Source organism: Tardiphaga sp. OK246 (genome assembly GCF_900188215.1).
Lineage (GTDB): Bacteria > Pseudomonadota > Alphaproteobacteria > Rhizobiales > Xanthobacteraceae > Tardiphaga > Tardiphaga robiniae.
Map to the genome: position 1 here is coordinate 753,912 of NZ_FZOX01000001.1, position 24,165 is coordinate 778,076.

Annotated in this window: 23 protein-coding genes; 6 read left to right on the forward strand and 17 right to left on the reverse strand. The window is 61.8% G+C overall.

The window, feature by feature from the left end; genetic code table 11:
- Nucleotides 1–67: 67 nt before the first annotated feature.
- Together CHC01_RS03725 and CHC01_RS03730 are read right to left on the reverse strand one after the other, a co-directional pair.
- Nucleotides 68–580, reverse strand: coding sequence for a GNAT family N-acetyltransferase (locus CHC01_RS03725; RefSeq protein ID WP_089262566.1), 513 nt, complete (start codon nt 578–580; stop codon nt 68–70).
- A 57-nt stretch (nt 581–637) separates the two neighbouring features.
- The gene (locus tag CHC01_RS03730) at nt 638–1,126 is read right to left on the reverse strand and encodes an NUDIX domain-containing protein (protein WP_089263637.1); all 489 of its coding nucleotides are present in this window, start codon (nt 1,124–1,126) and stop codon (nt 638–640) included.
- Nucleotides 1,127–1,264: 138 nt separating this feature from the next.
- Here CHC01_RS03730 and CHC01_RS03735 point away from each other — a divergent pair, with 138 nt between their 5' ends.
- The gene (locus tag CHC01_RS03735; RefSeq protein ID WP_089262568.1) at nt 1,265–2,149 is read left to right on the forward strand and encodes a metallophosphoesterase family protein; all 885 of its coding nucleotides are present in this window, start codon (nt 1,265–1,267) and stop codon (nt 2,147–2,149) included.
- Between the two features lie 5 nt (nt 2,150–2,154).
- Here the strand turns inward: CHC01_RS03735 and CHC01_RS03740 are convergent, their stop codons facing one another.
- Together CHC01_RS03740 and CHC01_RS03745 are read right to left on the reverse strand one after the other, a co-directional pair.
- The gene (locus tag CHC01_RS03740) at nt 2,155–2,703 is read right to left on the reverse strand and encodes a hypothetical protein (RefSeq protein WP_089262570.1); all 549 of its coding nucleotides are present in this window, start codon (nt 2,701–2,703) and stop codon (nt 2,155–2,157) included.
- 248 nt (nt 2,704–2,951) lie between these two features.
- Nucleotides 2,952–3,161: a DUF4170 domain-containing protein gene (locus tag CHC01_RS03745; protein WP_068733054.1), complete on the reverse strand. Its 210-nt coding sequence runs from the start codon at nt 3,159–3,161 to the stop codon at nt 2,952–2,954.
- A gap of 212 nt (nt 3,162–3,373) precedes the next feature.
- Here CHC01_RS03745 and CHC01_RS03750 point away from each other — a divergent pair, with 212 nt between their 5' ends.
- From CHC01_RS03750 to CHC01_RS03770, 5 genes are all read left to right on the forward strand, one after another.
- A complete protein-coding gene (locus tag CHC01_RS03750; protein WP_089262572.1) occupies nt 3,374–4,819 on the forward strand; it encodes a helix-turn-helix domain-containing protein in 1,446 nt (481 codons plus the stop codon).
- 41 nt (nt 4,820–4,860) lie between these two features.
- Entirely contained in the window at nt 4,861–5,373 is a 513-nt protein-coding gene (locus CHC01_RS03755) for a GNAT family N-acetyltransferase (RefSeq protein WP_089262574.1), read from the forward strand.
- A 116-nt stretch (nt 5,374–5,489) separates the two neighbouring features.
- Nucleotides 5,490–6,719: a lytic murein transglycosylase gene (locus CHC01_RS03760; RefSeq protein WP_502695622.1), complete on the forward strand. Its 1,230-nt coding sequence runs from the start codon at nt 5,490–5,492 to the stop codon at nt 6,717–6,719.
- A gap of 188 nt (nt 6,720–6,907) precedes the next feature.
- Nucleotides 6,908–7,408, forward strand: coding sequence for a DUF1993 domain-containing protein (locus CHC01_RS03765; RefSeq protein ID WP_089262576.1), 501 nt, complete (start codon nt 6,908–6,910; stop codon nt 7,406–7,408).
- A gap of 182 nt (nt 7,409–7,590) precedes the next feature.
- Complete coding sequence (locus CHC01_RS03770; RefSeq protein WP_089262578.1) at nt 7,591–8,691, forward strand: alkene reductase; 1,101 nt, start codon at nt 7,591–7,593, stop codon at nt 8,689–8,691.
- 114 nt (nt 8,692–8,805) lie between these two features.
- Here CHC01_RS03770 and CHC01_RS03775 read toward each other — a convergent pair whose 3' ends face one another.
- The 13 genes from CHC01_RS03775 to CHC01_RS03835 all read right to left on the reverse strand — a co-directional run bounded on the left by CHC01_RS03775 (nt 8,806) and on the right by CHC01_RS03835 (nt 23,933).
- Entirely contained in the window at nt 8,806–10,596 is a 1,791-nt protein-coding gene (locus tag CHC01_RS03775) for an ABC transporter substrate-binding protein (RefSeq protein ID WP_089262580.1), read from the reverse strand.
- Between the two features lie 61 nt (nt 10,597–10,657).
- A complete protein-coding gene (locus CHC01_RS03780; protein ID WP_089262582.1) occupies nt 10,658–10,987 on the reverse strand; it encodes a DUF2160 domain-containing protein in 330 nt (109 codons plus the stop codon).
- 9 nt (nt 10,988–10,996) lie between these two features.
- Nucleotides 10,997–11,803 carry a carbohydrate ABC transporter permease gene (locus CHC01_RS03785; RefSeq protein WP_089262584.1) on the reverse strand — a complete coding sequence of 269 codons (807 nt, stop codon included), beginning with the start codon at nt 11,801–11,803 and terminating at the stop codon, nt 10,997–10,999.
- Nucleotides 11,803–12,705 (reverse strand): carbohydrate ABC transporter permease, encoded by a 903-nt coding sequence (locus tag CHC01_RS03790; protein WP_068733714.1) that lies wholly within the window; start codon nt 12,703–12,705, stop codon nt 11,803–11,805. Before CHC01_RS03790 ends, CHC01_RS03785 begins: the two co-directional genes overlap by 1 nt.
- The gene (locus CHC01_RS03795; protein WP_089262586.1) at nt 12,705–13,790 is read right to left on the reverse strand and encodes an ABC transporter ATP-binding protein; all 1,086 of its coding nucleotides are present in this window, start codon (nt 13,788–13,790) and stop codon (nt 12,705–12,707) included. Before CHC01_RS03795 ends, CHC01_RS03790 begins: the two co-directional genes overlap by 1 nt.
- 1 nt (nt 13,791) lies before the next feature.
- On the reverse strand, nt 13,792–14,880 hold the full coding sequence (locus CHC01_RS03800; protein WP_089262588.1) for an ABC transporter ATP-binding protein: 1,089 nt from the start codon (nt 14,878–14,880) through the stop codon (nt 13,792–13,794).
- Nucleotides 14,877–16,421, reverse strand: a complete 1,545-nt coding sequence (gene glpD, locus CHC01_RS03805; protein ID WP_089262590.1) for a glycerol-3-phosphate dehydrogenase — start codon at nt 16,419–16,421, stop codon at nt 14,877–14,879. The genes CHC01_RS03800 and glpD overlap by 4 nt, the downstream gene beginning before the upstream one ends.
- A 160-nt stretch (nt 16,422–16,581) precedes the next feature.
- On the reverse strand, nt 16,582–17,400 hold the full coding sequence (locus CHC01_RS03810; protein WP_244558198.1) for a DeoR/GlpR family DNA-binding transcription regulator: 819 nt from the start codon (nt 17,398–17,400) through the stop codon (nt 16,582–16,584).
- A gap of 115 nt (nt 17,401–17,515) precedes the next feature.
- Entirely contained in the window at nt 17,516–17,710 is a 195-nt protein-coding gene (locus CHC01_RS03815) for a hypothetical protein (protein WP_089262592.1), read from the reverse strand.
- 86 nt (nt 17,711–17,796) lie between these two features.
- Nucleotides 17,797–18,228 carry an acyl-CoA thioesterase gene (locus CHC01_RS03820; RefSeq protein ID WP_089262594.1) on the reverse strand — a complete coding sequence of 144 codons (432 nt, stop codon included), beginning with the start codon at nt 18,226–18,228 and terminating at the stop codon, nt 17,797–17,799.
- A 27-nt stretch (nt 18,229–18,255) separates the two neighbouring features.
- On the reverse strand, nt 18,256–20,352 hold the full coding sequence (locus CHC01_RS03825) for a 3-hydroxyacyl-CoA dehydrogenase NAD-binding domain-containing protein (RefSeq protein ID WP_089262596.1): 2,097 nt from the start codon (nt 20,350–20,352) through the stop codon (nt 18,256–18,258).
- 7 nt (nt 20,353–20,359) lie between these two features.
- Nucleotides 20,360–21,643 (reverse strand): acetyl-CoA C-acetyltransferase, encoded by a 1,284-nt coding sequence (locus CHC01_RS03830; RefSeq protein ID WP_089263640.1) that lies wholly within the window; start codon nt 21,641–21,643, stop codon nt 20,360–20,362.
- 13 nt (nt 21,644–21,656) lie between these two features.
- Nucleotides 21,657–23,933 carry an acyl-CoA dehydrogenase gene (locus CHC01_RS03835; protein WP_089262598.1) on the reverse strand — a complete coding sequence of 759 codons (2,277 nt, stop codon included), beginning with the start codon at nt 23,931–23,933 and terminating at the stop codon, nt 21,657–21,659.
- Nucleotides 23,934–24,165: the final 232 nt, after the last annotated feature.

Below are 24,165 nucleotides of genomic sequence, written 5' to 3' on the forward strand. Positions count from 1 at the left end.
TATCACTTCCAGATTCCGGGTTCGCGTGCAGCTTGCGCTGCCCGCGCCCCGGAATGACAGTTGCGGTTTACTTCGCCGCGTCCCAGTCCGGCCGAACGGCGCCGGCGAGACCCACAGCGGCGCCCTCCACCAGCTCGAGCACAAGCAACCGGTTTTGATCGACCGGACCCGGCATGGTCACATTGCCCTTAGGGATCGCCTTGAAGCCGACCCGGCGGTAATAGGGCTCGTCGCCGACCAGCAGGATGAGCTTGTGGCCCTTCTTGCGCGCATCGGCGATGGCACGGTCCAGCAGCTTGCGGCCGACGCCGCGGCTGCGGAATGGCGGCTCGACGGTCAGCGGCCCGAGCAGCAGTGCCGGCGTATCGCCCACACAGATCGGCAATTGCCGGACCGAGCCGACCAGCAGCGTACCGATCCGTGCCGTAAACGACAGATCGAGCAGATGACCGACATGTTCACGCAGCCGGTAGGCTGATAGCACGTAACGGCCCGGGCCGAAGGTGCGGGCATGCAGCCGTTCGATGATCTGGGCGTCGTTGGCGGTTTCCGCCAGGATGGTCAGAGAAAGGTCATTCATGTCGGGAGGCGGGATAGCATTTGGCGGGCGCGCGGTCCATTGCCTGGGCGGACGGGATCAGACCCGCCAGGTAGCACTGATCGGCTTGCCGTCGAAGATCTCGGCCAGCCGCAGCCGGGTGCCCTCGGTGGTGTCGTGAGGCAGGGCATCGAGGGCGAAGAAACCGGTTTCGGCGATTTCGCGATTGGGGTCGGGCAACCAGTCCTGCCGAAACTGCCTGACCACATAGACCGCCACATGATCGCGGATCGAGACGTGACTGTTGAGAAAGACACCATGCAGAACCGGCTCTCCCGTGAGTTCGATGCGCCCCTCTTCCCGCAGCTCCATGTCTAGCGCCTCGCGAAAGGTCTGGCCGACTTCGACGCCGCCGCCGGGTAGATACCAGCCGGTGACATAAGTGTGCCGGACTAGAAACACGCGATTGTCAGCGTCCAGCACCACGGCGCGGACGCCCAAGGTCATGCCGCGGGCGAAGCGGAAATACAGATGCACGAATTTGCGCAGGGTCGGCTCCAGCCGCTGCCGCAACGTCGGTGAGGTCATCGCGGCAAATTCCTGGCTGGCGACACGGTGGGTGCTTGCGTCATATGCCCCACCTTGCCAAAACATGCAGGGATTTCACAGGCATGAGGGCGCATTGAGCCGGCTTGTTCACATACGCGCAGGGGCAGATCGCTTCTCATGACCGCTTTCACCCTCGCCCATCTGTCCGATCCGCATGTTCCGCCGATGCCAGAGCCGCAATGGCGCGAGCTCCTGGGGCAGCGCGTGCTCGGCTATCTGAACTGGCGGCGTAACCGGCACCTGATCCACCGCCGCGACATGCTGGATGTCATCGTCAGCGACATGCAGGCGCAGCAGCCGGACCATATTGCCGTCACTGGCGATCTCGTGAATCTCGCCCTGGATGCCGAATTCCCGCGCGCGCGCCGCTGGATCGAAAGCGTCGGCACACCGGACAAGGTCTCGCTGGTACCCGGCAATCACGACGGCTATGTGCGCGGAGCACCCGAACGTTTCGCCGAGACTTTCGGCGACTATATGCGCAGTGACGGCACCCCCGATACGCGCTTTCCATTTCTGCGTATCCGCGGCCCGCTGGCTCTGATCGGCGTGTCGTCGAGTGTGCCAACCGCGCCGTTCATGGCGACGGGCTCGCTCGGCGACGCACAGCTTAGGGCGCTCAACATTATGCTTGGCGGCCTCGCCGACGCTCATCTGTTTCGCGTATTGCTGATTCATCATCCACTACGCTCAAAGCAGAAAATGAAGCGACTGACGGATTCCGAAGCGCTGCAAGCTGTGCTCAAGCGCCACGGCGTCGAACTGATCCTGCACGGCCACGACCACATTCATTCGACCATGTGGTTCGACGGCCCACAGCGGCGCATTCCCGCAATCGGCGTGCCATCGGCATCATCGGTTGCACACGGCCACAAGCCGGCAGCCGCCTACAATCTGTTCGCCATCGAACGCGACGGCGAACGCTGGCGCTGCGAGCAGACGGTGCGAGGATTCGGGGGCAGCAATATGGTGCACGAGCTGACGCGGACGATGCTGGTGTAGCGTGACTAATGTCCGCGCACGGACACGAACAGCGCGAGCGCAAATAGTCCCACGACGCCGACAATCACACCGAACACGAACGGCCAGAATCTGCTGCGCGGCTTCTTCACCGGTGGCGGCACCTCCGGCGCCGGCATTGTCGCCAGCGCGTGCTCGCGCTCAATCATGCGGCGCGCGATATAGTCGGTAACCGCCTTCACGATGGTCGGAACGTCATGCGCCTCGGCCAGCACGACGCGGCCATGGCGGGTGTCCTGCACGAAGCGATACATGCGCTTGTCACGGCCCATCACCACGTGAGCCACCATGTCGATCCACAGCCGCGGCGTGTCGCCCTGGCTGATGCCGCGGTCGAACATCTCCACGCCCGGGGGGATTTCAGCGAACAGCGAATCGAGCGCCTCGTTGAGGATCTCCAGCCGCGCCACTTCGGCATCGCGCAACTCGACGACGACACCGGTGCGATCGGCCGCCTCGATGCGGGCCTGACGCAACGCGTCGCGCAGTCGCTGCGGCCTGACTTCCTCTACAGGCTTCGTCCCGTTACTCGCCACGCTGGACCCCTTTCTGGCTGCCTGAGCGCGCCATCCACCGGGCAGTAACCTATCAGTAACCACGAGTTCCGAAAAGGCCGTTTGTTTCCAGAGGCTTGGCTGCTAAACGCATCAACGGCCCCACCCGGTTTCCCGGATGAGGCCGCTGATATCCTTGGACGTCTTCTTATGGGCAAATCAGCGACAGGCTTGAGGCGAGCGGCGGCACTGGCGCCGCTCGGGTCTCAGCCTCAGGCGAACCGTCGGTCCTAAGCGACCTGGCGGCTCGGCTCTTCGACGATGGAGAAGCGGACGCCGGCGCGGTGGCGATTCTCTTCCGACACGGTCTTCCAGGCTTCTTCGGCCTGCTTGCGCGTCTTGAACGGGCCCTGCACCTGGGCCGAGCCTTCAACCAGCTTGTGGAAGTTCATCGAACCGAACTCGCCGCCGATGACCCAGAAATTGCTACCGTGTGACATGTCGTGCTCCTGTTCATTCCTTAAATCGACATTCGTGACATGCGATGCATTCACCGTGTGAACAGATAACGCCATGTCAGGCAAAACCACCAGATGCCTTGTGTTTGAATGGTGATGTGATGTAACATCACGACTTGTAATAAATGTCATTTTGTCAATTTTGTCACAATCAACGACCGAGTGGCGACTCGGGGAACCAGGAATTGGCGCGGATGGCGGGCGAGTCTGGCAAGAAGCTGTTCGTGGGGCCGCGCTTCAGGCGGATCCGGCAGCAGCAGGGCCTGTCCCAGACCCAGATGGCAGAGGGCCTCGGCATTTCGCCGAGCTACATCAACCTGATCGAGCGCAACCAGCGGCCGGTCACCGCGCAGTTGCTGCTGCGCCTCGCCGAGACCTACGACCTCGATCTCCGCGATCTCGCGACGGCGGATGAAGATCGCTTCTTCGCGGAGCTGAACGAGATCTTTTCCGATCCGCTGTTTCGCCAGATCGATTTGCCGAAACAGGAATTGCGCGACCTTGCCGAACTCTGTCCCGGCGTCACGCATGCGCTGCAGCGGCTCTATGCGGCTTATACCGAAGCGCGGCGCGGCGAGACCATGGTGGCGGCGCAGATGGCCGATCGCCATGAAGGCGCGCCATTCGAGGCCAATCCGATCGAGCGCGTGCGCGACCTGATCGAAGCCAACCGTAACTACTTTCCCGAACTCGAAACGGCGGCCGAGGGCCTGCGCGACGAGATCAATGTGCCGTCGCAGGATCTGTTTGCTGCCCTGAGCACACGGTTGCGCGAAAAGTATTCGATCGTCACCCGCATCATGCCGGTGGATGTGATGCGCGAGACGCTCAGACGTTTCGACCGGCATCGCCGGCAATTGCTGATCTCGGAGATGATCGATGCGCCCGGCCGCGCCTTTCAGGTCGCCTTCCAGATCGGCCTCGTCGAGTGCTCATCGCATTTCGAGACCATCATCGGCCGCGCCGGGCCGCTCGACGACACCACACGGCGGCTCTATCGCATCACGCTGGCTAACTATTTCGCAGCCGCCGCACTGATGCCCTATGCGGCGTTCCATGCTGCGGCGGAAGCGCTGAGCTACGACGTGCAAGTGCTCGGCCAGCGCTTCAATGTCGGCTTCGAGCAGATCTGTCATCGCCTCACTACGCTGCAGCGGCCGAATGCGCGCGGCGTTCCCTTTTTCATGCTGCGCGTCGATAATGCCGGCAACGTATCGAAGCGGTTCTCGTCGGGCACCTTCCCGTTTTCGAAATTCGGCGGCACCTGCCCGCTGTGGAACGTGCATTCGACCTTCGACACGCCGGACCGCCTGCTGAGCCAGGTGATCGAACTGCCCGACGGCAGCCGCTATTTCTCCATCGCACAGACGCTACGCCGGCCCGCAGCGCCGCATCCGCAGCCGCAACCGCGCTTCGCCATCGGCCTCGGCTGCGAGATCCGCCACGCCGGCAAGCTGGCCTATTCGGCCGGCCTTGATCTAGAAAAAACCGAGGGGACGCCGATCGGTGTCAATTGCCGGCTGTGCGAGCGCGAGAATTGCAGCCAGCGCGCGGAGCCGCCGATCACGCGCAGCCTGATCCTCGATGAGAACACACGGCGGGTGTCGTCATTTGCTTTCAGCAATGCGCGGGAACTATAATTGCAAGGTCTTCCCGATCGCCCCTAACATTGAGGCCATTGATGACGTTGCTGGTCCGGGAAATGCTGCCGTCCGAAGCTCACGTCGTCAGCACCTATTTCCACAATGCCACGCCGGAATTCCTGGAAGCGATGGGCGTCGATCCAACGAGGATGCCGCCGGCGCTGATCTGGCAGGAGCGTATCGGCCAACAATATGCCCTCCCGCCGGAACGCCGCGCCGCCGTTGTTGCGCTGTGGCTCATGGATGATCAGCCCATCGGATTTTCCAGTTGTGACAAGATCGTCTATGGCGAAAGCGCCACCATGCATCTTCACGTGCTGCACCCGGATAAACGGCAGAGCGGTATCGGCACTCAATGCGTCCGCCAGAGCGCCGCACTTTATTTCGATATGCTGAAGCTGAGATCGCTGTTCTGCGAGCCGAATGCCTTCAACATCGGGCCGAATCGAACCTTGCAAAAAGCCGGCTTCAAGTATGTGAAGACCCATATGACCGTACCCGGACCGTTGAATTTTCATCAGGCCGTGACACGGTGGGTCCTCGAGCGCTGATGCTTGTATGACATGTCATGGCCGGGCTTGACCCGGCCATCCATCTTGAATGTTAGTGTGGGAGAAAGATGGATGCCTGGATCAAGTCCGGGTACGACAGCGGAGAGGTCTGGTTCATGCTGCGAATGTCTGTGCGATTCACAATTCTCGTTGCAGCATCTGCCCTTATCTCCTTCACCTCCCCCGCCTCCGCGCAGCGCGCAGCGTCCTGTCATGGCGGCCAGAGCTTCGACCAATTCCTTGCCGGGCTGAAACAGCAGGCTGTCGCTAGCGGGGTATCGCAGCGCGCGATGGCGGAAGCGGCGCCCTATCTCGTCTACGATCAAGGCATCGTCAATCGCGACCGCGGGCAGCGGGTGTTCGGGCAGTTGTTCACGCAATTCGCCGGCCGCATGGCGGCGGATTACCGGATGCAGAACGGGCAGTTGAAGATCAAGGCGAACGCCGCAGCCTTTGCGCGCGCCGAGAAGGAATATGGTGTGCCGCCCGCGGTCATCGCGGCGTTCTGGGCACTGGAGAGCGACTTCGGCGTGCAGATGGGCAATCTGCAGACGCTGCGCTCGCTGGTGTCGCTGGCTTACGATTGCCGGCGCTCGAAGATGTTTCAGGACGAGACCATCGCCGCGCTGAAGATCATCGATCGCGGCGACCTGTCGCCGGCCGAGATGATCGGCTCATGGGCCGGCGAACTCGGCCAGACGCAGTTCCTGCCGACGCACTACTTCAACTATGCCGTCGACTACGACGGCGATGGCCATCGCAATTTGCTGCGCAGCCCGGCCGACGTGATCGGCTCGACGGCGCATTACATTTCCACGGGCCTTAAATGGCGGCGCGGCGAACCATGGCTGCAAGAGGTGCGCGTCACCGACAACATTCCGTGGGATCAGGCCGATCTCACCATTCAACTGCCGCGCGCCAAATGGGCGTCATTCGGCGTGAGTTATCCCGATGGACGGCCGCTGCCAAATGACAGCATGCCGGCATCGCTGCTGCTGCCGATGGGCCGGCACGGTCCCGCTTTCCTCGCTTACGCGAATTTCGCCGCCTATACCGAATGGAATAATTCGCTGATCTATTCGACCACCGCGGCCTATCTCGCCACCCGCATCAATGGCGCACCCAAGATGCGGCAGCCCTCCGCCCCTGTCGCGCAGCTGTCACATCCCGAACTGCGCGAGCTGCAACAACTGCTGGCGAAGCGCGGCTTCAATGTCGGCAAGATCGACGGCATCCTGGGCCAGCAGAGCCGCACGGCTGTCAAAGCCATGCAGGTCAAATTCGGCCTGCCCGCGGACTCCTGGCCGACGGCTGAATTGTTGGCGGCGCTGAAATCCGGGCGCTAGAGCCTGATTTATCTGATCCGAGAAACGGTATCCACATCTCGGGATCATGCTCGAAATTTCTTCTCTTTTGTAAGGCTGGGGCGGTTGAATTCGGCTGGCCGCGCCCCAAGTCCATGCAGCAGCATCTTTCTTGACCCTTCCGGGTCGTCACCGCTGCGCAGCCACAATCGACCGAAAAAGAGCATCACATGTCATTTTACGATTCCGCCGTGCCTGCTTATCTGCAGATGCTCGGCAGCCTCTCCGCCATTCTCGACAAGGCTGAGGCCCACGTCACCGCGAAAAAGATCGAGCCGGAAGCCTTGCTCGGCGCGCGGCTTTATCCCGACATGCTGCCGCTCTCTCGCCAGGTTCAGGTCGCCTGCGACCAGGCGATGCGTGGTTGCGCCCGGCTCACCCAGAACGACCCTCAGTCGGTACCGGACACCGAGAAAACCTTCGGCGAATTGAAACAGCGCCTGGCCAAGGCGATGGACTATGTGAAGGGCTTCACGCCGGCTCAATTCGAAGGCGCCGACGCACGCGAGGTCACGTTTCCGATCGGCGGCGGCAAGACCACAACCATGACGGGCCAGCAGTATTTGAGCAGCTTCTCGCTGCCGAACTTCTACTTCCACGTCGCTATCGCCCACGGCATTCTCCGGCATAGCGGCATCGAGATCGGCAAGCGCGACTTCCTCGGCGCGTAGTAAGCCGGACCATCACCAAAGGATATTCGGCTACTGGCCGACCGATAGAGAGATCATGATCATTCAATCCGTCATCGCCACGATTGTTTTATCCTGAACCAACGACATGCAGCGCAGCGGTATTGCCAATGCGCTGCATGATGCCCAATTCGATTTCACCTTCATCGACTGGATCATTCATCATGAGCACGTCCAAACTCTTCGAACCCTACAAGCTTGGTGCGAACACGCTAACCAATCGCACGGTGATGGCGCCGCTGACGCGCAATCGCGCATTGCCGGGCAACGTACCTAACCCGCTGGCGGTCGAATATTATAGCCAGCGTGCCAGCGCCGGCCTTCTGGTAACCGAAGGCACACCCGTCTCGCAGCAGGGCCAGGGCTATCAGGACGTCCCGGGCATCTACACCAAGGAGCAGATCGCCGGCTGGAAGAAGGTGACCGAGGCCGTGCATGCCAAGGGCGGTCATATCTATATGCAGATCTGGCACGTTGGCCGCATCTCGCATGTCAGCCTCCAGCCGAATGGCGGCGCGCCGGTGGCCCCTTCGGCGATCCGCGCCAACACCAAGACCTTCGTCAACAACACCTTCACCGACGTCTCGGAGCCCCGCGCGCTGGAGCTGGGTGAAATTCAAGGCGTCATCGACAGTTTCGCACGCGGCGCTGCCAATGCGGTCGAAGCCGGTTTCGACGGCGTGGAGATCCATGGCGCCAACGGTTATCTGCTTGAGCAATTTGCGCGTGACAGCACCAACAAGCGCACCGACGCCTATGGCGGTTCGCTCGAGAACCGCGCCAAACTAATGCTGGAAGTGGCCGCGGCAGTTGCCAAGGAAATCGGCGGCGACAGAACCGGTATCCGCATCTCGCCGGTGACGCCGGCCAACGATGCCGCCGCCGACACGCAGGCCCAAAAGCTGTTCGACTACATCACCGACGGGCTCAGCGCCGAGAAGCTGGTCTATCTACATGTCGTCGAAGGCGCGACCGGCGGTCCGCGCGACGTGGCACCGTTCGACTATGTCAGCCTGCGCAAGCGTTTCAGTGGAACGTATATCGCCAATAACGGCTTCGATCTCGCGCTGGCCAACAAGGTACTCGCGGCCGATGCCGCCGACCTGATTGCCTTCGGCAAGCCGTTCATCTCGAATCCGGATCTGGTCGAGCGGCTGAAGACCGGCGCGCCACTCAACGATGCCGACAAGGCGACGTTCTATGGCGGCGGCGCCAAGGGCTACACGGATTATCCGGTGCTGGGCGCGAAGCAGGCAGCGGAGTAAGTACGCCGCCATTCCGGGGCGCACACGCATCTTTGCGGGCGCGAACCCGGAATGACAGCAAGAGAAAAGGCCGGGATCGCTCCCGGCCTTTTTTGTTTGTTCAGAAAACTCGTCTTAGTTCGACGCGCGCTTCTGCGGCGGAGTCGCGGGCCACGACTTGATCAGCGTGTCGTAGTCCACCGTCTCGCCCTTCGGCTTCTCGTTGGCCAGCTTGCGCTGGGGCGCGATGTTGCCGTCCTTGGCGGACTTCGCATACCAGAACTCGGCCGTTTCCTTCTTGTTCAGCTTCGGTCCGCATTCGCCCTGAACCTTGGATCGTTCAAGACGTTCGAGCACCGAATCCTGAGCTGCGGCCAGTGAGTCCATCGCCTGCTGCGGGGTCTTCGCACCGGACGACGCATCGCCGATGTTCTGCCACCACAACTGCGCCAGCTTCGGATAGTCCGGGATGTTGTTGCCGGTCGGCGACCACTGCACGCGGGCCGGCGAGCGATAGAACTCGACCAGACCGCCGAGCTTCGGCGCACGTTCGGTGAACGACTTGTCCCAGATATCGCTCTCACGGATGAAGGTGAGACCGACATGGCTCTTCTTCAGCGACACCGTCTTCGAGGTGATGAACTGCAGATAGAGCCAGGCTGCCTTGCGGCGATCGGCAGGCGTCGACTTGAGCAGCGTGCCCGAACCGACGTCCTGATAGCCGAGCTTCATGCCTTCCTTCCAGTACGAGCCATGCGGCGACGGGGCCATGCGCCACTTCGGCGTACCGTCGGCATTCATGACCGCAAGACCCGGCTTCACCATGTCGGCGGTGAAGGCGGTGTACCAGAACATCTGCTGGGCGATATTGCCCTGCGCCGGCACCGGCCCCGACTCCGAGAAGGTCATGCCTTGCGCCTGCGGCGGGGCATACTTCTTCATCCAGTCGAGGTATTTCGCGATCGAGTAGACCGCTGCCGGACCGTTGGTATCGCCGCCGCGCTCGACGGAGGAGCCGACAGGACGACAGCCTTCCATGCGGATGCCCCATTCATCGACGGGCAGACCGTTCGGAAGACCCCTGTCGCCGTTGCCGGCCATCGACAGCCAGGCGTCGGTGAAACGCCAGCCGAGCGACGGATCCTTCTTGCCGTAGTCCATGTGGCCATAGACCTTGACGCCGTTGATCTCCTTGATGTCGTTGGTGAAGAACTCGGCAATATCTTCATAGGCCGACCAGTTCACGGGCACGCCGAGATCGTAGCCATACTTGGCCTTGAACTTGGCCTTGTAGTCGGGATTGGTGAACCAGTCGTACCGGAACCAGTAAAGGTTGGCGAACTGCTGGTCGGGCAGTTGATACATCTTCTTGTCCGGCGCGGTGGTGAAGGACGTTCCAATGAAGTCCTTGACGTCGAGCGTCGGGCTGGTGACGTCCTTGCCTTCTGCGGTCATGTAGTCCGACAGCGCGATGGTCTGGCCGTAGCGGAAATGCGTGCCGATCAGGTCGGAGTCGTTGATCCAGCCGTCATAGACGTTCTTGCCGGACTGCATCTGGGTCTGCAGCTTCTCGACCACGTCGCCTTCCTGGATCAGGTCATGCTTCAGCTTGATGCCGGTGATTTCGGAGAACGCCTTGGCCAGCGTGCGCGATTCGTATTCGTGCGTGGTGATGGTTTCGGAGACGATATTGATCTCCATGCCTTTGAACGGCTGCGCGGCCTTCTCGTACCACTGCAGTTCTTTCAGCTGCTCTGCCTTCGACAGCGTCGATGGCTGGAATTCGCTGTCGATCCACTTCTGAATGGTGGCGTCGTCGGCCTTGGCCGGTGCGGCGAGCAACGCAGTCGCCGTGATCAACGCAGCAGCGCTGGTCATCATGATATGGCGCGTCGGGCGACGTGCCTGTGTCGTCAGGTGCCTCATAGCTTCCTCCCTCACTTCTGTTTCAGGCCCGGGTTCATCCCGAGACTGCAGTCCATGCCGGTCAGACGGTGCGAAAAATTGCCACCGCCGAGACCAGCGAAATCAATGTCCCGAACCACAGATTCGAGATTTCAACTCCCTCCTCGCCGATCGGCAGCGTCGCGATCGGATCGCTGCCGACGAAGCCGATCCACAACAGGTGGATGACGGCCGCTGCGATCAGCGACAGGAACAGCCGGTCGCCGCGCGTGGTGGGAATGCGCAGGATGCCGATGCGTTCGGCCTCGGGATAGGCGACTGCGAGCCAAGTCATGGTGCCCAGCGTCAATGCCAGCAGCCCAAAGAAGATCGCCGTCGGCGGCGTCCAGGCCATCCATGCGATGTTTTCCATGACGGCCTCCTAGACCCGGCCAAGCGCGAAACCGCGCGCGATGTAATTGCGGACGAACCAGATAACGAGGGCACCGGGGATGATGGTCAGCACGCCGGCAGCGGCGAGCAGGCCCCAATCCATGCCGGAGGCCGACACGGTGCGCGTCATAACCGCCGAGATCGGCTTGGCATTCACCGAGGTCAGCGTGCGCGCCAACAGCAGTTCGACCCAGGAGAACATGAAGCAGAAGAAGGCAGCGACGCCGATGCCCGATGCGATCAGCGGTACGAGAATCTTCACAAAGAATTTCGGAAACGAGTAGCCGTCGAGAAACGCTGTCTCGTCGATCTCGCGCGGCACCCCCGACACGAAGCCTTCGAGAATCCACACCGCGAGCGGAACGTTGAACAGGCAATGCGCCAGCGCCACGGCCCACGGCGTATCGAACAGGCCGATCGCCGAATAGAGATTGAAGAATGGCAGCGCGAAGACCGCAGGCGGGGCCATCCGGTTCGACAGCAGCCAGAAGAACAGGTGCTTGTCGCCGAGGAAGCGATAGCGCGAGAACGCATACGCTGCCGGCAGAGCGAAGGAGATCGAGAGAATGGTGTTGATGATGACGTATTTCAGCGAATTGATATAACCGGAATACCAGCTCTCATCGGTGAAGATGCGGGTATAGTTCTCCAGCGTCGGCTGGTGCGGCCACAGCGTCATGGTCGAGACGATCTCGCCATTGGTCTTGAAGCTCATATTAACGAGCCAGTAGATCGGCAACAGTAGGAAGATCAGGAACAACAACAGGATAATGCGGCGTCCGGGGATCGTATGCATCAGACCGCTCCCTCACGCTTGGTGTGATCGACGCCGGCATTGGTCATCACGGTGTAGAATATCCAGCACACGATCAGCACGATGATGTTGTAGACCAGCGACAGCGCCGCAGCCTTGCCGAGATCGAACTGGCCGAGCGCGATCTTGACAAGCTCAATGGAGACGAAGGTGGTCGAATTGCCGGGGCCGCCGCCGGTGACCACGAAGGGCTCGGTATAGATCATGAAACTATCCATGAAACGCAACAGCACGCCGATCAGCAACACACGGTTGAGCTTCGGCAACTGGATCGCGCGAAACACCGCCCAGCGCGACGCGCCGTCGATCTGTGCCGCCTGATAATAGGCATCGGGGATCGATTTCAGGCCTGCGTAACACAGCAGCGCGACGAGGCTGGTCCAGTGCCAGACATCCATCACGATGACGGTGGCCCAGGCATCAAACTCGTTCGACACGTAATTATAGTCGATACCCATGTGGTTGAGTGTATAGCCGAGCAGGCCAATGTCGGGACGGCCGAAGATCTGCCAGATGGTGCCGACCACGTTCCATGGAATCAAAAGCGGCAGCGCGAGGATCACGAGGCAGGCTGCGACGCGCCAGCCGTCACGCGGCATCGACAACGCGACTAGAATGCCGAGCGGCACTTCGATGGCGAGGATGATCGCGGAGAAAGCCAGATTGCGCAGCAGGGACGCGTAGAAGCGCCCGCCGAGATCGCTGGACGGATCAAGCAGCTCCTTGAACCATCCGACGCCGTTCCAGAAGAACTGGTTGTTGCCGAAGGTGTCCTGCACCGAATAGTTCACGACCGTCATCAGCGGCAGCACCGCAGAAAACGCCACGATGAGAAACACCGGCAGGACGAGGAACCAGGCCTTTTGATTGACGGTCTTGTCCATCATGCAACCCCTTCGACAAGGCGGCTGTCCGCGTAAACGTGCACCCGGCTGGGATCGAACACCAGCCCGACATCGCTCCCCGCAATAGAAAATCCCTGAGGTACGCGCGCGGCGAATTTGACGCCGCCGACGCGGACGCGCGCGAAACTGATACGGCCGAGATCGTCGACGCGCTCGACCTGCGCCAACAGCAAGCCCGGCGCGGGCGTCGCAACATGGACAAATTCGGGGCGAACGCCGATTTCGATTGTCGCGCCCGCTGGCAACTTGTCGTAGCTGCGCTGCAGCGCGATCACGTGCCCGCCGATACGCGCCTCGCGGCCGCTGACTTCGGCCGGCACGATATTCATGCCGGGCGAGCCGATGAAATAGCCGACGAATGTATGTGCGGGCTTGTCGAACAATTCCTGCGGCGTGCCGGACTGTACGACACGGCCGTCATGCATCACCACCACCGTATCGGCAAAGGTCAACGCTTCGGTCTGGTCGTGAGTTACATAGATCATCGTCAGATCCAGCGCGCGGTGCAGCGCCTTCAGCTTCGACCGCAATTCCCATTTCAGGGCGGGATCGATCACTGTCAGCGGCTCGTCGAACAGCACGGCGGCGACATCGGAGCGCACCAGACCGCGGCCGAGCGAGATCTTCTGCTTGGCATCGGGCGTTAGCCGCGTCGCCTTGCGACCCAGATAAGGCGTGAGATCGAGTAGTTCGCCGATCTCGGCGACACGTGCATCGATCTGCGCCTTCGGCACGCCGCGATTCTTCAGCGGAAAAGCGAGATTCTCGCCGACCGTCATGGTGTCGTAGATGACCGGGAACTGGAACACCTGCGCGATGTTCCGCTTCTGGGTCGACAGCGGCGTGATGTCCTTACCGTCGAACAGGATCTGGCCGCGCGTCGGCGTCACGATACCGGAGATCAAATTGAGCAGCGTGGTCTTGCCGCAACCGGATGGGCCGAGCAGCGCATAGGCGCCGCCCTGCCGCCAGGTCATGGAGATCGGCTTGAGGGCAAAGCTCTCCAGATCGGCATCGGCGCCGCTGTAGGACTGCGCGAGATCGACGAGATCGATGCGGGCCATATTACGCTCCCTGCACAGTGTTGGGAGCGGCGACCAGACGGTCGCTGCCATCGAAGACGAACAGATTGGCGGGATCAAGCACGGCGTCGAGCATGTGGCTGGGCAGGAATTCATGCACGCCCTGCAGCACCGCAACCCAATTCGACGCGTCGCGCTTCAGATGAACGAAGCTTTCCGACCCGGTGATTTCGGTCACGGTCACTTCCGCAGGAAATGCATGCCGTCCGGCGAGACCACTGGCGACTTCTAGCTGATGCGCGCGGAAGCCAACGCGATAGCTGCCGTCGGCGAGGTTTGCGTAGAGCCCGCTGGCGGGCGCCGTCGCGCCGCCGGCATAATGCACATTGCCATTCTTCTTCTCGATCGCCACCAGATTGAGCGGCGGATCTGAGAACACTTCGGCGGCCTTGAGAGTCTCGGGGTGGCGATAGACTTTGGAAGTCTGGCCGACCTGCAAAACCTGGCCTTCCCACAGACACACGGTGCTGCCGCCCAACAAAAGCGCTTCGGAGGGCTCCGTCGTCGCATAGACGAAAATCGCACCAGAGGCCTCGAAAATCTTCGGCAGTTCGGTGCGCAATTCCTCGCGCAGCTTGTAGTCGAGATTGGCGAGCGGCTCGTCGAGCAGCACGAGATCGGCGCCCTTGACCAGCGCGCGAGCAATGGCGGTGCGCTGCTGCTGGCCACCGGAGAGTTGCAGCGGCGTGCGCTTCAGATAGGGCTCAAGCTTGAGCAAGGCCGCAGCTTCGTGCACGCGGGTTTCGATCTCGGCTTTCGGCTTGCCCTGCACGCGCAGCGGCGAGGCGATATTCTCATAGACCGACAGCGAGGGGTAATTGATGAACTGCTGATAGACCATCGCCACCGAACGCTTACGGATATCGACGCCGGTGACGTCCTTGCCATCGACCAACACGTGGCCTTGCGTTGGCTTGTCGAGCCCGGCCAGCAGCCGCATGATCGAGGTCTTGCCGGCCAGCGTTGGCCCGAGCAACACGTTCAAGGTGCCGCGCTCCAGCGTCAGCGAGACGTCACGGATCGTCGTGACGCCATCAACCATCTGCGAGACATGATCGAGTGCGACGCTCATGACCGCGCTCCCGCTTCACGCATTGGATTGGCGGGCTGGGCACGATTAGCCTGCAGCCATTGATCGAGAGCCGCGATCTCTTCCTTCGACAGGCGCAGACCGAGTTTGGAACGGCGCCACACGATATCCTCGGCACTGACGGCCCATTCATTGGCCATGAGATAGCGCACTTCGCGCTCGGTCAGCGTAGCGCCAAAGGCCTGACCCAGATCGGCCGGCGACTTCGCGGTGCCCAGCATCTTCGCTGCGCGCGTGCCATAGGCATGCGCCAGGCGGTTGGCATGGGCCGGGGTGAGGAACGGATAGTCGCGCAACAGCTCTGCGACGAGCGCATCGACGGCAGAGACGTCGAAATCGCCACCGGGCAGCGTCGCATGGGCCGTCCAGCCTTCCTTGGCCTTGGTGCCCTTCAGATACGGCGCTAGCTTCTGCAAGGCTTCTTCGGCAAGGCGGCGATAGGTCGTGATCTTGCCACCATAAATCGACAGCAGCGGCAGGCCGCCGGGCAGATCGAGCTCGAACACATAGTCGCGCGTCGCCGCCTTGGCCTCGTTGGCGCCGTCGTCATAGAGCGGGCGCACGCCGGAATAGGTCCACACCACGTCCTCGGCCAGCACGGGCCTGGCGAGATATTCGCTGACCGACTTGCAGAGATAATTGATCTCGTCGGCAGAGATTTTCACATCGGCGGGATCGCCGTCATAATCGATATCGGTGGTACCGATCAGGGTGAAATCGTCCTGATAGGGAATCGCAAACACGATACGACCATCGGCGTTCTGGAAGATGTAGGCACGATCGTGGCTGTAAAGTTTCGGCACCACGATATGCGAGCCCTGCACGAGGCGGACTTTCGCTTTCGCATTGACGCCGGCACCGACCGCCAGAACATTCTCGACCCACGGACCACCGGCATTGACCAGCGTGCGCGCACTGATGGTCGAGCGGTCGCCCGTCGCCGTATCCTGCACCGTGACCTGCCACACCCCGTCGGCCTGCCTGATCTCGGTTGCGCGCGTGCGCGTGCGGATCTCAGCGCCCCGGTCGGCGGCATCACGCGCAGTGAGCACGACAAGGCGCGCATCATCTACCGAGCAGTCGGAATATTCAAAGCCACGCTTGAACCGGCCGGGCGCCAGCGGCTTGCCGGTCTCGTCGCGGGTGAGATCGAGTGTGCGCGTCGGGGGCAGAAGTTTACGGCCGCCGATATAGTCGTAGAGGAACAAGCCCAAGCGCAGCAGCCAGGCGGGCCGCAGACCGGCGTGATGCGGCAGCACGAAACGCAAGGGGCGGATGATATGCGGCGCGATCTGCCATAGAACTTCGCGCTCCAGCAGCGCGTGGCGCACCAGTTTGAAGTCGTAATATTCGAGGTAGCGCAACCCGCCGTGTATCAGCTTGGTCGACCACGACGAGGTGCCGCTGGCCAGATCGTTCATCTCGCAAAGGAACACGGAATTGCCGCGGCCGACGGCGTCGCGGGCGATGCCGCAGCCATTCACACCGCCACCAATGATTGCGAGGTCGTAGATCTGACCCACCCCGTGTCCCCTCCTGCGCCAATTGTCTGGCGCCTTCCTTCGGACGCGCCATCTTCGCTTTCAGCGATTTGGCTTTCGCTTTCGATTAAACCACAACCAAAAACGAAAGCAATGGGGTCTGTGACGGTTTGAAATCCCGTTTTGGGGCTATAAACAGGCTCTAGAGTGGGGTCGGTTCGGGTTCCAGATCGTCAGAATCGTCCGCGGACCCCGGCAAGGCCGCAATAACCTGCACGCCCCGGCTCCGGCAAATCTCCTGCAAAGAGGGCGGCAGGGGCACGTCGGTGACGAAGGTCTGGATCTGGCTGATATGGGCGATGCGAACGGCCGCCGAACGCCGTAGTTTGGTCGAGTCGCAGACCAGCATGACGCTGCGGGCATTGGCGATGATCGCCTGCGCCGCCTGCACCTCGCGATAGTCGAAATCGAGCAGCGCGCCCTCCTCGTCGATCGCGGAGGCACCGATGATGGCGTAATCGACCTTGAATTGGCCAATCAGCTTGATCGCCGTGGAGCCGATCACCGCACCATCGGAGCGACGCACGGTACCGCCGGCGACAATCACCTCGATATGCGGGTGACGATAGAGCATCATCGCAACATTGAGGTTGTTGGTAATGACCAGCAGGTTTTCGTGATTGGTCAGAGCGCTGGCGACTTCTTCCGTGGTGGTCCCGATATTGATGAACAGCGACGAGCCATTGGGAATCTGCGCCGCGGCAGCGACGCCGATGGCTTTCTTCTCTTCGGCGGCTACGAATCGCCGCGCTTCGTAAGCAAGGTTTTCCACGCCGGAGGCGACGATGGCGCCGCCGTGAATGCGCGTCAGCAGGCGCTGGTCGCAAAGATCGTTGAGATCCTTGCGGATGGTCTGTGCGGACACCTCGAAGCGGCGCACCAGATCATCGACCATCACGCGGCCAAAGGCGCGCGCATGATTCAGGATTTCGGATTGGCGATGGGTCAGGCCAGCAGTCACGACAGCACCTCGGATCGAACGGTTCCATGGTGCGGGTGTTGGCGGCAATGGTCAACGCATCACCGGCGCAGGCGCCATGCGCTTCGCCGCTGCGATGTCGTAAGAGAGTCGCCCTCTAGGGCGTCACAACCGCTTGGATACCCTGCGCGAATTGAAAGGCAGCGCGTTCAGCTTCGCGCGCATTGCGAAACAGTTGGCCTTCCATCGGGTTGAAACGGTGAGACGCGGCGAAGAACCTATACCCACCGGGATCGCGAACCACGATGCCGGCAGCCTGCGATGAGACTTCGATGATGTAAGTGTCTGACATGGCGGCCCCCTACGCGATAGGCGATGCATATTCCGGGCCACTAACTGCAGGGGAGGTATTTCGTTCCCGCCGGTGTTTAGAATTGCTCAGGTCGAGATCGTCGCGTCCGGACGCTTGATCACCTGCGGGCGCCCCGCCTCGTCAATGGACACGAAGGTGAAATTGCCGTCGGTCACCAGGATCGGGGCGTTTTCGTTGCGGCGAAGCACCCAGGCCTCGATATGCACGGTAAGTGACGTGCGGCCCATCCGCACCAGTTCCGCATGCACGGACACGACGTCACCGACATGAACGGCCTTGCGGAAGGTCATTGCCTCGATGGCGACGGTGACGGTGCGCGTCTTCGCCACCTTGGCGGCAAAGACGCCGCCGCCAAGATCCATCTGGCTGAGCAGCCAGCCGCCAAAGATATCGCCATTGGCATTGGTATCTGCCGGCATCGCCACCGTGCGGATGGTGAGATCGCCGGTCGGTTCCGCATCCAGCCCCGTCACTGGCTGCGTCGTTGATTCAGTCATGAGCAAAGCCTGCCGCAAATTGAGTCATCATTTAAAGGTTTCCCAGCCGGCATCCGGCGCAAAGCGATCGCCGAACCGGGCCGCCAGCGTGCGCAGCGTGGCGGTGATATTCTCGGTTCCACGCGTCCGCGCATAGTTCAGCGGGCCGCCGCGGAACGGCGCATAGCCGGTGCCGAAGATCATTGCGCCATCGACCACATCGGGGTTGTCAACGATGCCTTCGCGCAGACAGGCGACGCAGACATTGGACATCGGCAGCACTAGGCGATCGATCATCTCCTGCGTCGGACGGGCCGTTGCGACCGCGCTGGAGCTCTTCTCGGCCTTGCCGTCGCGCCACGTATAGAAGCCCTTGCCGGTCTTCTTGCCGAGCTCGCCCTTGTTGACCTTCTCGCGCAGCCAGGCCGGCGTCGGCGGCAGCAGGTCGCCAAACTTGGAGCGCAGCATGTCGCCTACGGCAAGGCAGATGTCGAGCCCGACCTGATCGGCCAGCTCGATCGGTCCCATCGGCATGCCGAACTGTTCGGCGGCGGCGTCGATGGTTTCCTTGTCGACTTTCTCCTCCATCAGCATCATCGCCTCGAGCATGTAGGGCGTGAGTGCGCGATTGACGAGGAAACCCGGCGAACTCTTCACCGGCAGCGGTAGGCGATCAATTGCGCCGACGAAAGCCGTGGCCTTCTTCAGCATATCCTGATCCACACCGTCATGGCTGACGACTTCGATCAGTTGCAGGCGGGACACCGGGTTGAAGAAGTGCAGGCCGAGCAGCCGCTCCGGCCGCGCCAGTGTGCTGCGCAGATCCTGCAGGGGAATGCTCGATGTATTGGTGGCGAGGATCGCATCCGGCTTCATGCGCGGCTCAATGCCGGCATAGACCTTCTGCTTCAGTTCGAGCTTCTCCGACACCGCCTCGATGATGAGGTCGGCATTGCGTACGCCCTCGCCGTCCATATCGGGGATCAGGCGATCCAGCGTATCACGCTGATCGGTGCGCTTGCGGATGATCTTGCTATAGAGATCGGCGGCCCGCTTGATGGCGCCCGCGATCGGCTCGGGCTTCATGTCGGCCAGCGTGACGCGGATGTCCTGATGCGCGCACCACGCCGCGATGTCGCCGCCCATGGCGCCGGCGCCGATGACATGGACATGTTTGATGGTGTTGCCGTCACCGGCGAGCTTCTTCATCGCCTCGCGCAGGAAGAAGACGCGGATCAGGTTCTGCGCCGTCAGCGTCACCATTAGCCGGGCGAAGGACGCCTTCTCGGCATTGAGCATCGCCGCACGGTCGCCGCCATGTTTCTCCCACAGCTCGATCAGCGCATAGGGCGCGGGATAATGTTCGCGCGGCGCAGCCTTGCTGGCCTCCGCGACCATGCGCGATGCGAGAATGCCGCGCACCGGCGAGAAGTTCATGATCGGGATCAGCGCACTCGGCTTGGCGCGCTTGAGCTTGCCGAACACCGCATCGCGCACGGCGTTACGGACATGGCGCTCCTCGGTCACCGCATCGACAAGGCCGATCGCTTTCGCCTTGCGCGCGTCGATGGTCTTGCCGGTCAGCATCAGCGGCATCGCCTGCATCGGATTGACCAGATGCGTGAAACGCGCCGTGCCGCCCAAACCTGGATGCAGGCCGAGCATCACTTCAGGAAAACCAAACCGCGCACCATCGATGGCGATGCGCATCTGGCAGGCCAGCGCCACTTCGAGGCCGCCGCCCAGGCAGAAACCGTGAATGACGGCCACCGTCGGGATCTTCAGCGCCTCGAAGCGGTCGATCACCGCGTGAGCACGGCTGATCTGCGTTTCCACTTCCAATGGATCGCTGGCGCCACGAAATTCATTAACGTCGGCGCCGGCGATGAAACCGGACGTCTTGGCCGAACGAACCACGATGCCGGTCGGGCGCTGAGCTTCCAGCGCATTCAGCACCTGATCGAATTCTTCCAGCACCACAGCCGACAGCGTATTGGCGCTCGCATCGGCGCGGTCGAACAACAGCCACGCGATGCCATCGGCATCGCGTGTCAGCTTGAAGTGGCGATAGGCGCCCGATGTGTCGGGAGCCGGCCCGAGTTCGAGCACGCGATCCCCAAGAACGTCCATGATCTTGCTGTCCATGACGCCCTCACACCGTCTCGATCAACATCGCGCCACCGAGGCCGCCGCCGATACATTCGGTAGCGATACCCCGCTTGGTGCCAAGCCGCTTCATCGCATTGACGAGATGCAGCACAATACGGTTGCCAGACGTGCCAACGGGATGGCCGAGGCTGATCGCACCACCATCGACATTGAGCCTGGCACGATCGATCTCGCCGGCGGCGCCATCGAGGCCGAGCACCTCACGGCAGAATTTCTCGTCCTTCCAGGCGGCGAGACAGCTGAGCACCTGCGTGGCGAAGGCTTCGTTCAACTCCCAGGTCTCGATGTCCTGAATCGTCATGTTGTTGCGCTTCAACAGATCGTTCGACGACAACACCGGACCGAGCCCCATGATCGACGGATCGAGTGCAGACCACTGGCTGTCGACGATCACAGCCTTCGGCGTGAGACCATGTTTCGCCACCGCTTCTTCGGACGCAAGAATCGTCCATGATGCGCCATCGGTGATCTGCGAAGAATTGCCGGCGGTGACCTGCCCCCACGGACGTTCGAATACCGGCTTCAGTGTCGCGAGCTTATCGATCGACGAATCCGCGCGGACGCCGTCATCGTGGTCGTAGAAATTGCCCTTGCGATCGAAGGCGGTTTCGACCTCACCCTTCAGCCAGCCCTGTTCCTGCGCATGCGCAAGGCGCTTGTGGCTTTCGACGGCATAGGCATCGGCCTGCGCACGCGTGATGCCGAACAGATGCCCGACCTTCTCGGCGGTCTGGCCCATATTGAGGTCGGTGATCGGATCGGTGAGACCGCGCTCAAGGCCGATGATCGGCTTGAAATAAGCCGGCCGGGCCTTGGCGATCGCCGCCACCTTGCCGAGCACACCCTTGGCCATGGCAAGCCCGGCGAACCAGCGTACGCCGTTCTGCGGCCAGACCAGCGGCGCGTGGCTGAGCGCTTCGGCACCCCCGGCTAGGATCAGATCGGCATTCCCCTCGCGGATGTAGCGATAGCCGGTATCGATCGACTGCATGCCGGAGCCGCAATTGATCTGCACGGTGAAGGCGACCATCGCCTCGCCCATACCGAGCCGAAGTGCCGCGACGCGCGCCGGGTTCATCTCATCCGCGATGACATTGACGCAGCCAAGGATCACCTGGTCGAAGGCATCCGGTGCAAAGGGCTGCCGCGCCAGCAGCGGGCGGCCACATTGAACGGCAAGATCGACAGGGGTGAACGGACCGGGACCGCTGCGCGCCTTCAGGAACGGCGTCCGGCTGCCGTCAACGATATAGACTGGTCTTGTCATGAAAGTCTTGCCATCAGCTTGCTGCCCGCTGCTCACCAAGTTCCTGGAAGAACTGGTGCACGTTATCGGACTTCTTATAGCCGGGCGACAGCTCTTCCGGTGCGAAGTGATCGACCTCGATCACCAGCTTGACGGCTTCTTGCGCAGCGGCGAGCTTTTCGCCCTCGGCCTGAGTGATGACGCCCTGTGCCACTGCATCCTTCCAGTTCTTGAGCTTTGCCGTGCGGATGCGCTTGGCAATATCGTCACTCGATGTCACCAGTTTGAACGCCTTCTCCAGCCGCGCCAGGCCGCGATCGTCGTCAACATGCGACAGGTCCGGCGTCAGGCGATCGCGCGTCGCCGACGGCTCTAGGATCATCTGCGCGCAGCGATGCACCACACGATCCGAAGGCCCGAGCACCGATGCACCATATGGCTGCACGATGAATTTGAGGATGCCGGCGACAAAGCGGTTCGGCAGGTTGGCCAGAATCTCCGCAAAGCGGTTCTCGATGGTCTTGAAGCCGGACGCCATACACCATTCAAGCGCCGGCAAGTCGTCCTGCTGGCGGCCTTCGTCCTCCCAGCGTTTCAACGCAGCCGAGAGCAGATAAAGCTCGGAGAGAATATCGCCGAACCGGGCCGACAGCATTTCCTTGCGCTTCAACGCTCCGCCCAGCGTCAACAACGCCATGTCGGCACACAATGCGAAGGCCGAGGAATAACGCGAGAGCTGGCGATAGAACTGTGTGGCATCGCCGGCATCCGGCGCAGGCGCGAATACGCCACCGGTCCAGCAGCGGCCCCAGGCGCGGAACAGCGTGGTGACGCTGTGGCCGATATGTTTCCAGAACGCGGCGTCGAAGGCCTCTAAGCCCTTCGCCTTGTCGGGATCGCCGAGCGCATTCATTTCCTGCAACAAATAGGGATACGCGCGGATGGCGCCCTGCCCGAACACAATGAGATTACGCGTCAGGATGTTGGCGCCCTCAACCGTGATGCCCACCGGCACCGCGCGATAGAGATTGCCCATATAGTTCTGCGGGCCGTCGATGACGGCCTTGCCGCCATGGATGTCCATGGCATCGTCGATGGCGATGCGCATGCGCTCGGTGGCATGCAGCTTCATGATGCCGGAGATAACCGCGGGATGATGGCCCAGATTGAGCGCCGCCGAGGTCAGGCGTCGCGCGGCATCGAGCAGATAGGCCGTGCCGGCGATGCGGGCGAGCGGCTCCTCGATGCCTTCGAACTTGCTGATCGAAATGTTGAACTGTTCGCGGATGCGGGCATAGGCACCAGTGGTGCGCGCGGCATAGGCGGCACCGGCCGCAGACAGCGACGGCAATGAGATGCCACGACCGGCGGCGAGCGCCGACATCAGCATCTTCCAACCCTGACCAAGCCGCTCCTGACCGCCGATGATGTAGTCGAGCGGGATGAAAACGTCGCGGCCCCAGTTCGGGCCGTTCTGGAACACCTGCATCGACGGTAGATGGCGCTGGCCGATCTCGACGCCCGGAAGATCATGCGGGATCAGCGCAACCGTGATGCCAAGCTCATCCTGTGAGCCCACGAGGTGATCGGGGTCATAGGCCTTGAAGGCGAGACCGATCAGCGTCGCGACCGGGCCGAGCGTGATGTAGCGCTTGTGCCAGTTGAGGCGCAGGCCCAGAACCTCCTGGCCTTCGAACGTGCCCTTGCAGATGATGCCGCTGTCGATCATCGACGCCGCGTCCGAACCCGCTTCCGGGCTGGTAAGGCCGAAACAGGGAATGTCGCGTCCATCGGCAAGGCGCGGCAGCCAGCGCTGGCGCTGCGCGTCGGTGCCGAACTTCATCAGCAGTTCGCCGGGGCCGAGCGAATTGGGCACCATCACCGTGACGGCGGCGACCACCGACCGCGACGAAATCTTGCGCACCACTTCCGAATGCGCATAAGGCGAGAAGCCGAGACCTCCGAATTCCTTCGGAATGATCATGCCGAAGAATTTCTCGCGCTTGATGAAGTCCCAGATCTCGGGCGGCAGGTCGCGCAATTCCCAATTGATCTTCCAGTCGTCGATCATCTCGCAGAGACGATCCACCGGACCGGTCATGAAGGCCTGTTCTTCGTCGGTCAGTGTGGCCGGCTTGACGGCGAGCAGCTTGGCCCAGTCCGGATTGCCGGTGAACAGATCCGCATCCCACCAGACGTCGCCGGCTTCCAGCGCCTCGCGCTCGGTGTCCGACATCTTCGGCAGCACGCCCTTGGCCCAGCCAAAGATCGGCTTGGTGAGATAATCACGGCGCAAGCTGGACGAGCTCATGGAGGCTTCCTCTCAATCGAGACGACCAGCAGTCCGGGTGGACCACGGGCGCCAAAAGGCAGACGCTCTTAGCGGGACGGTGTCGGTGTCACCTTAGCTTTCGCATTGAAATTCAAGCGAAATTTGACAGCATCGAGCCATCATTAACGACAGGATACCGCAACGGTTCCCGAAAGGCGATTTCCCGCCGCGTGACCAGTGGTCGCGCGACCGAAATGCCGGAAGAATAGCC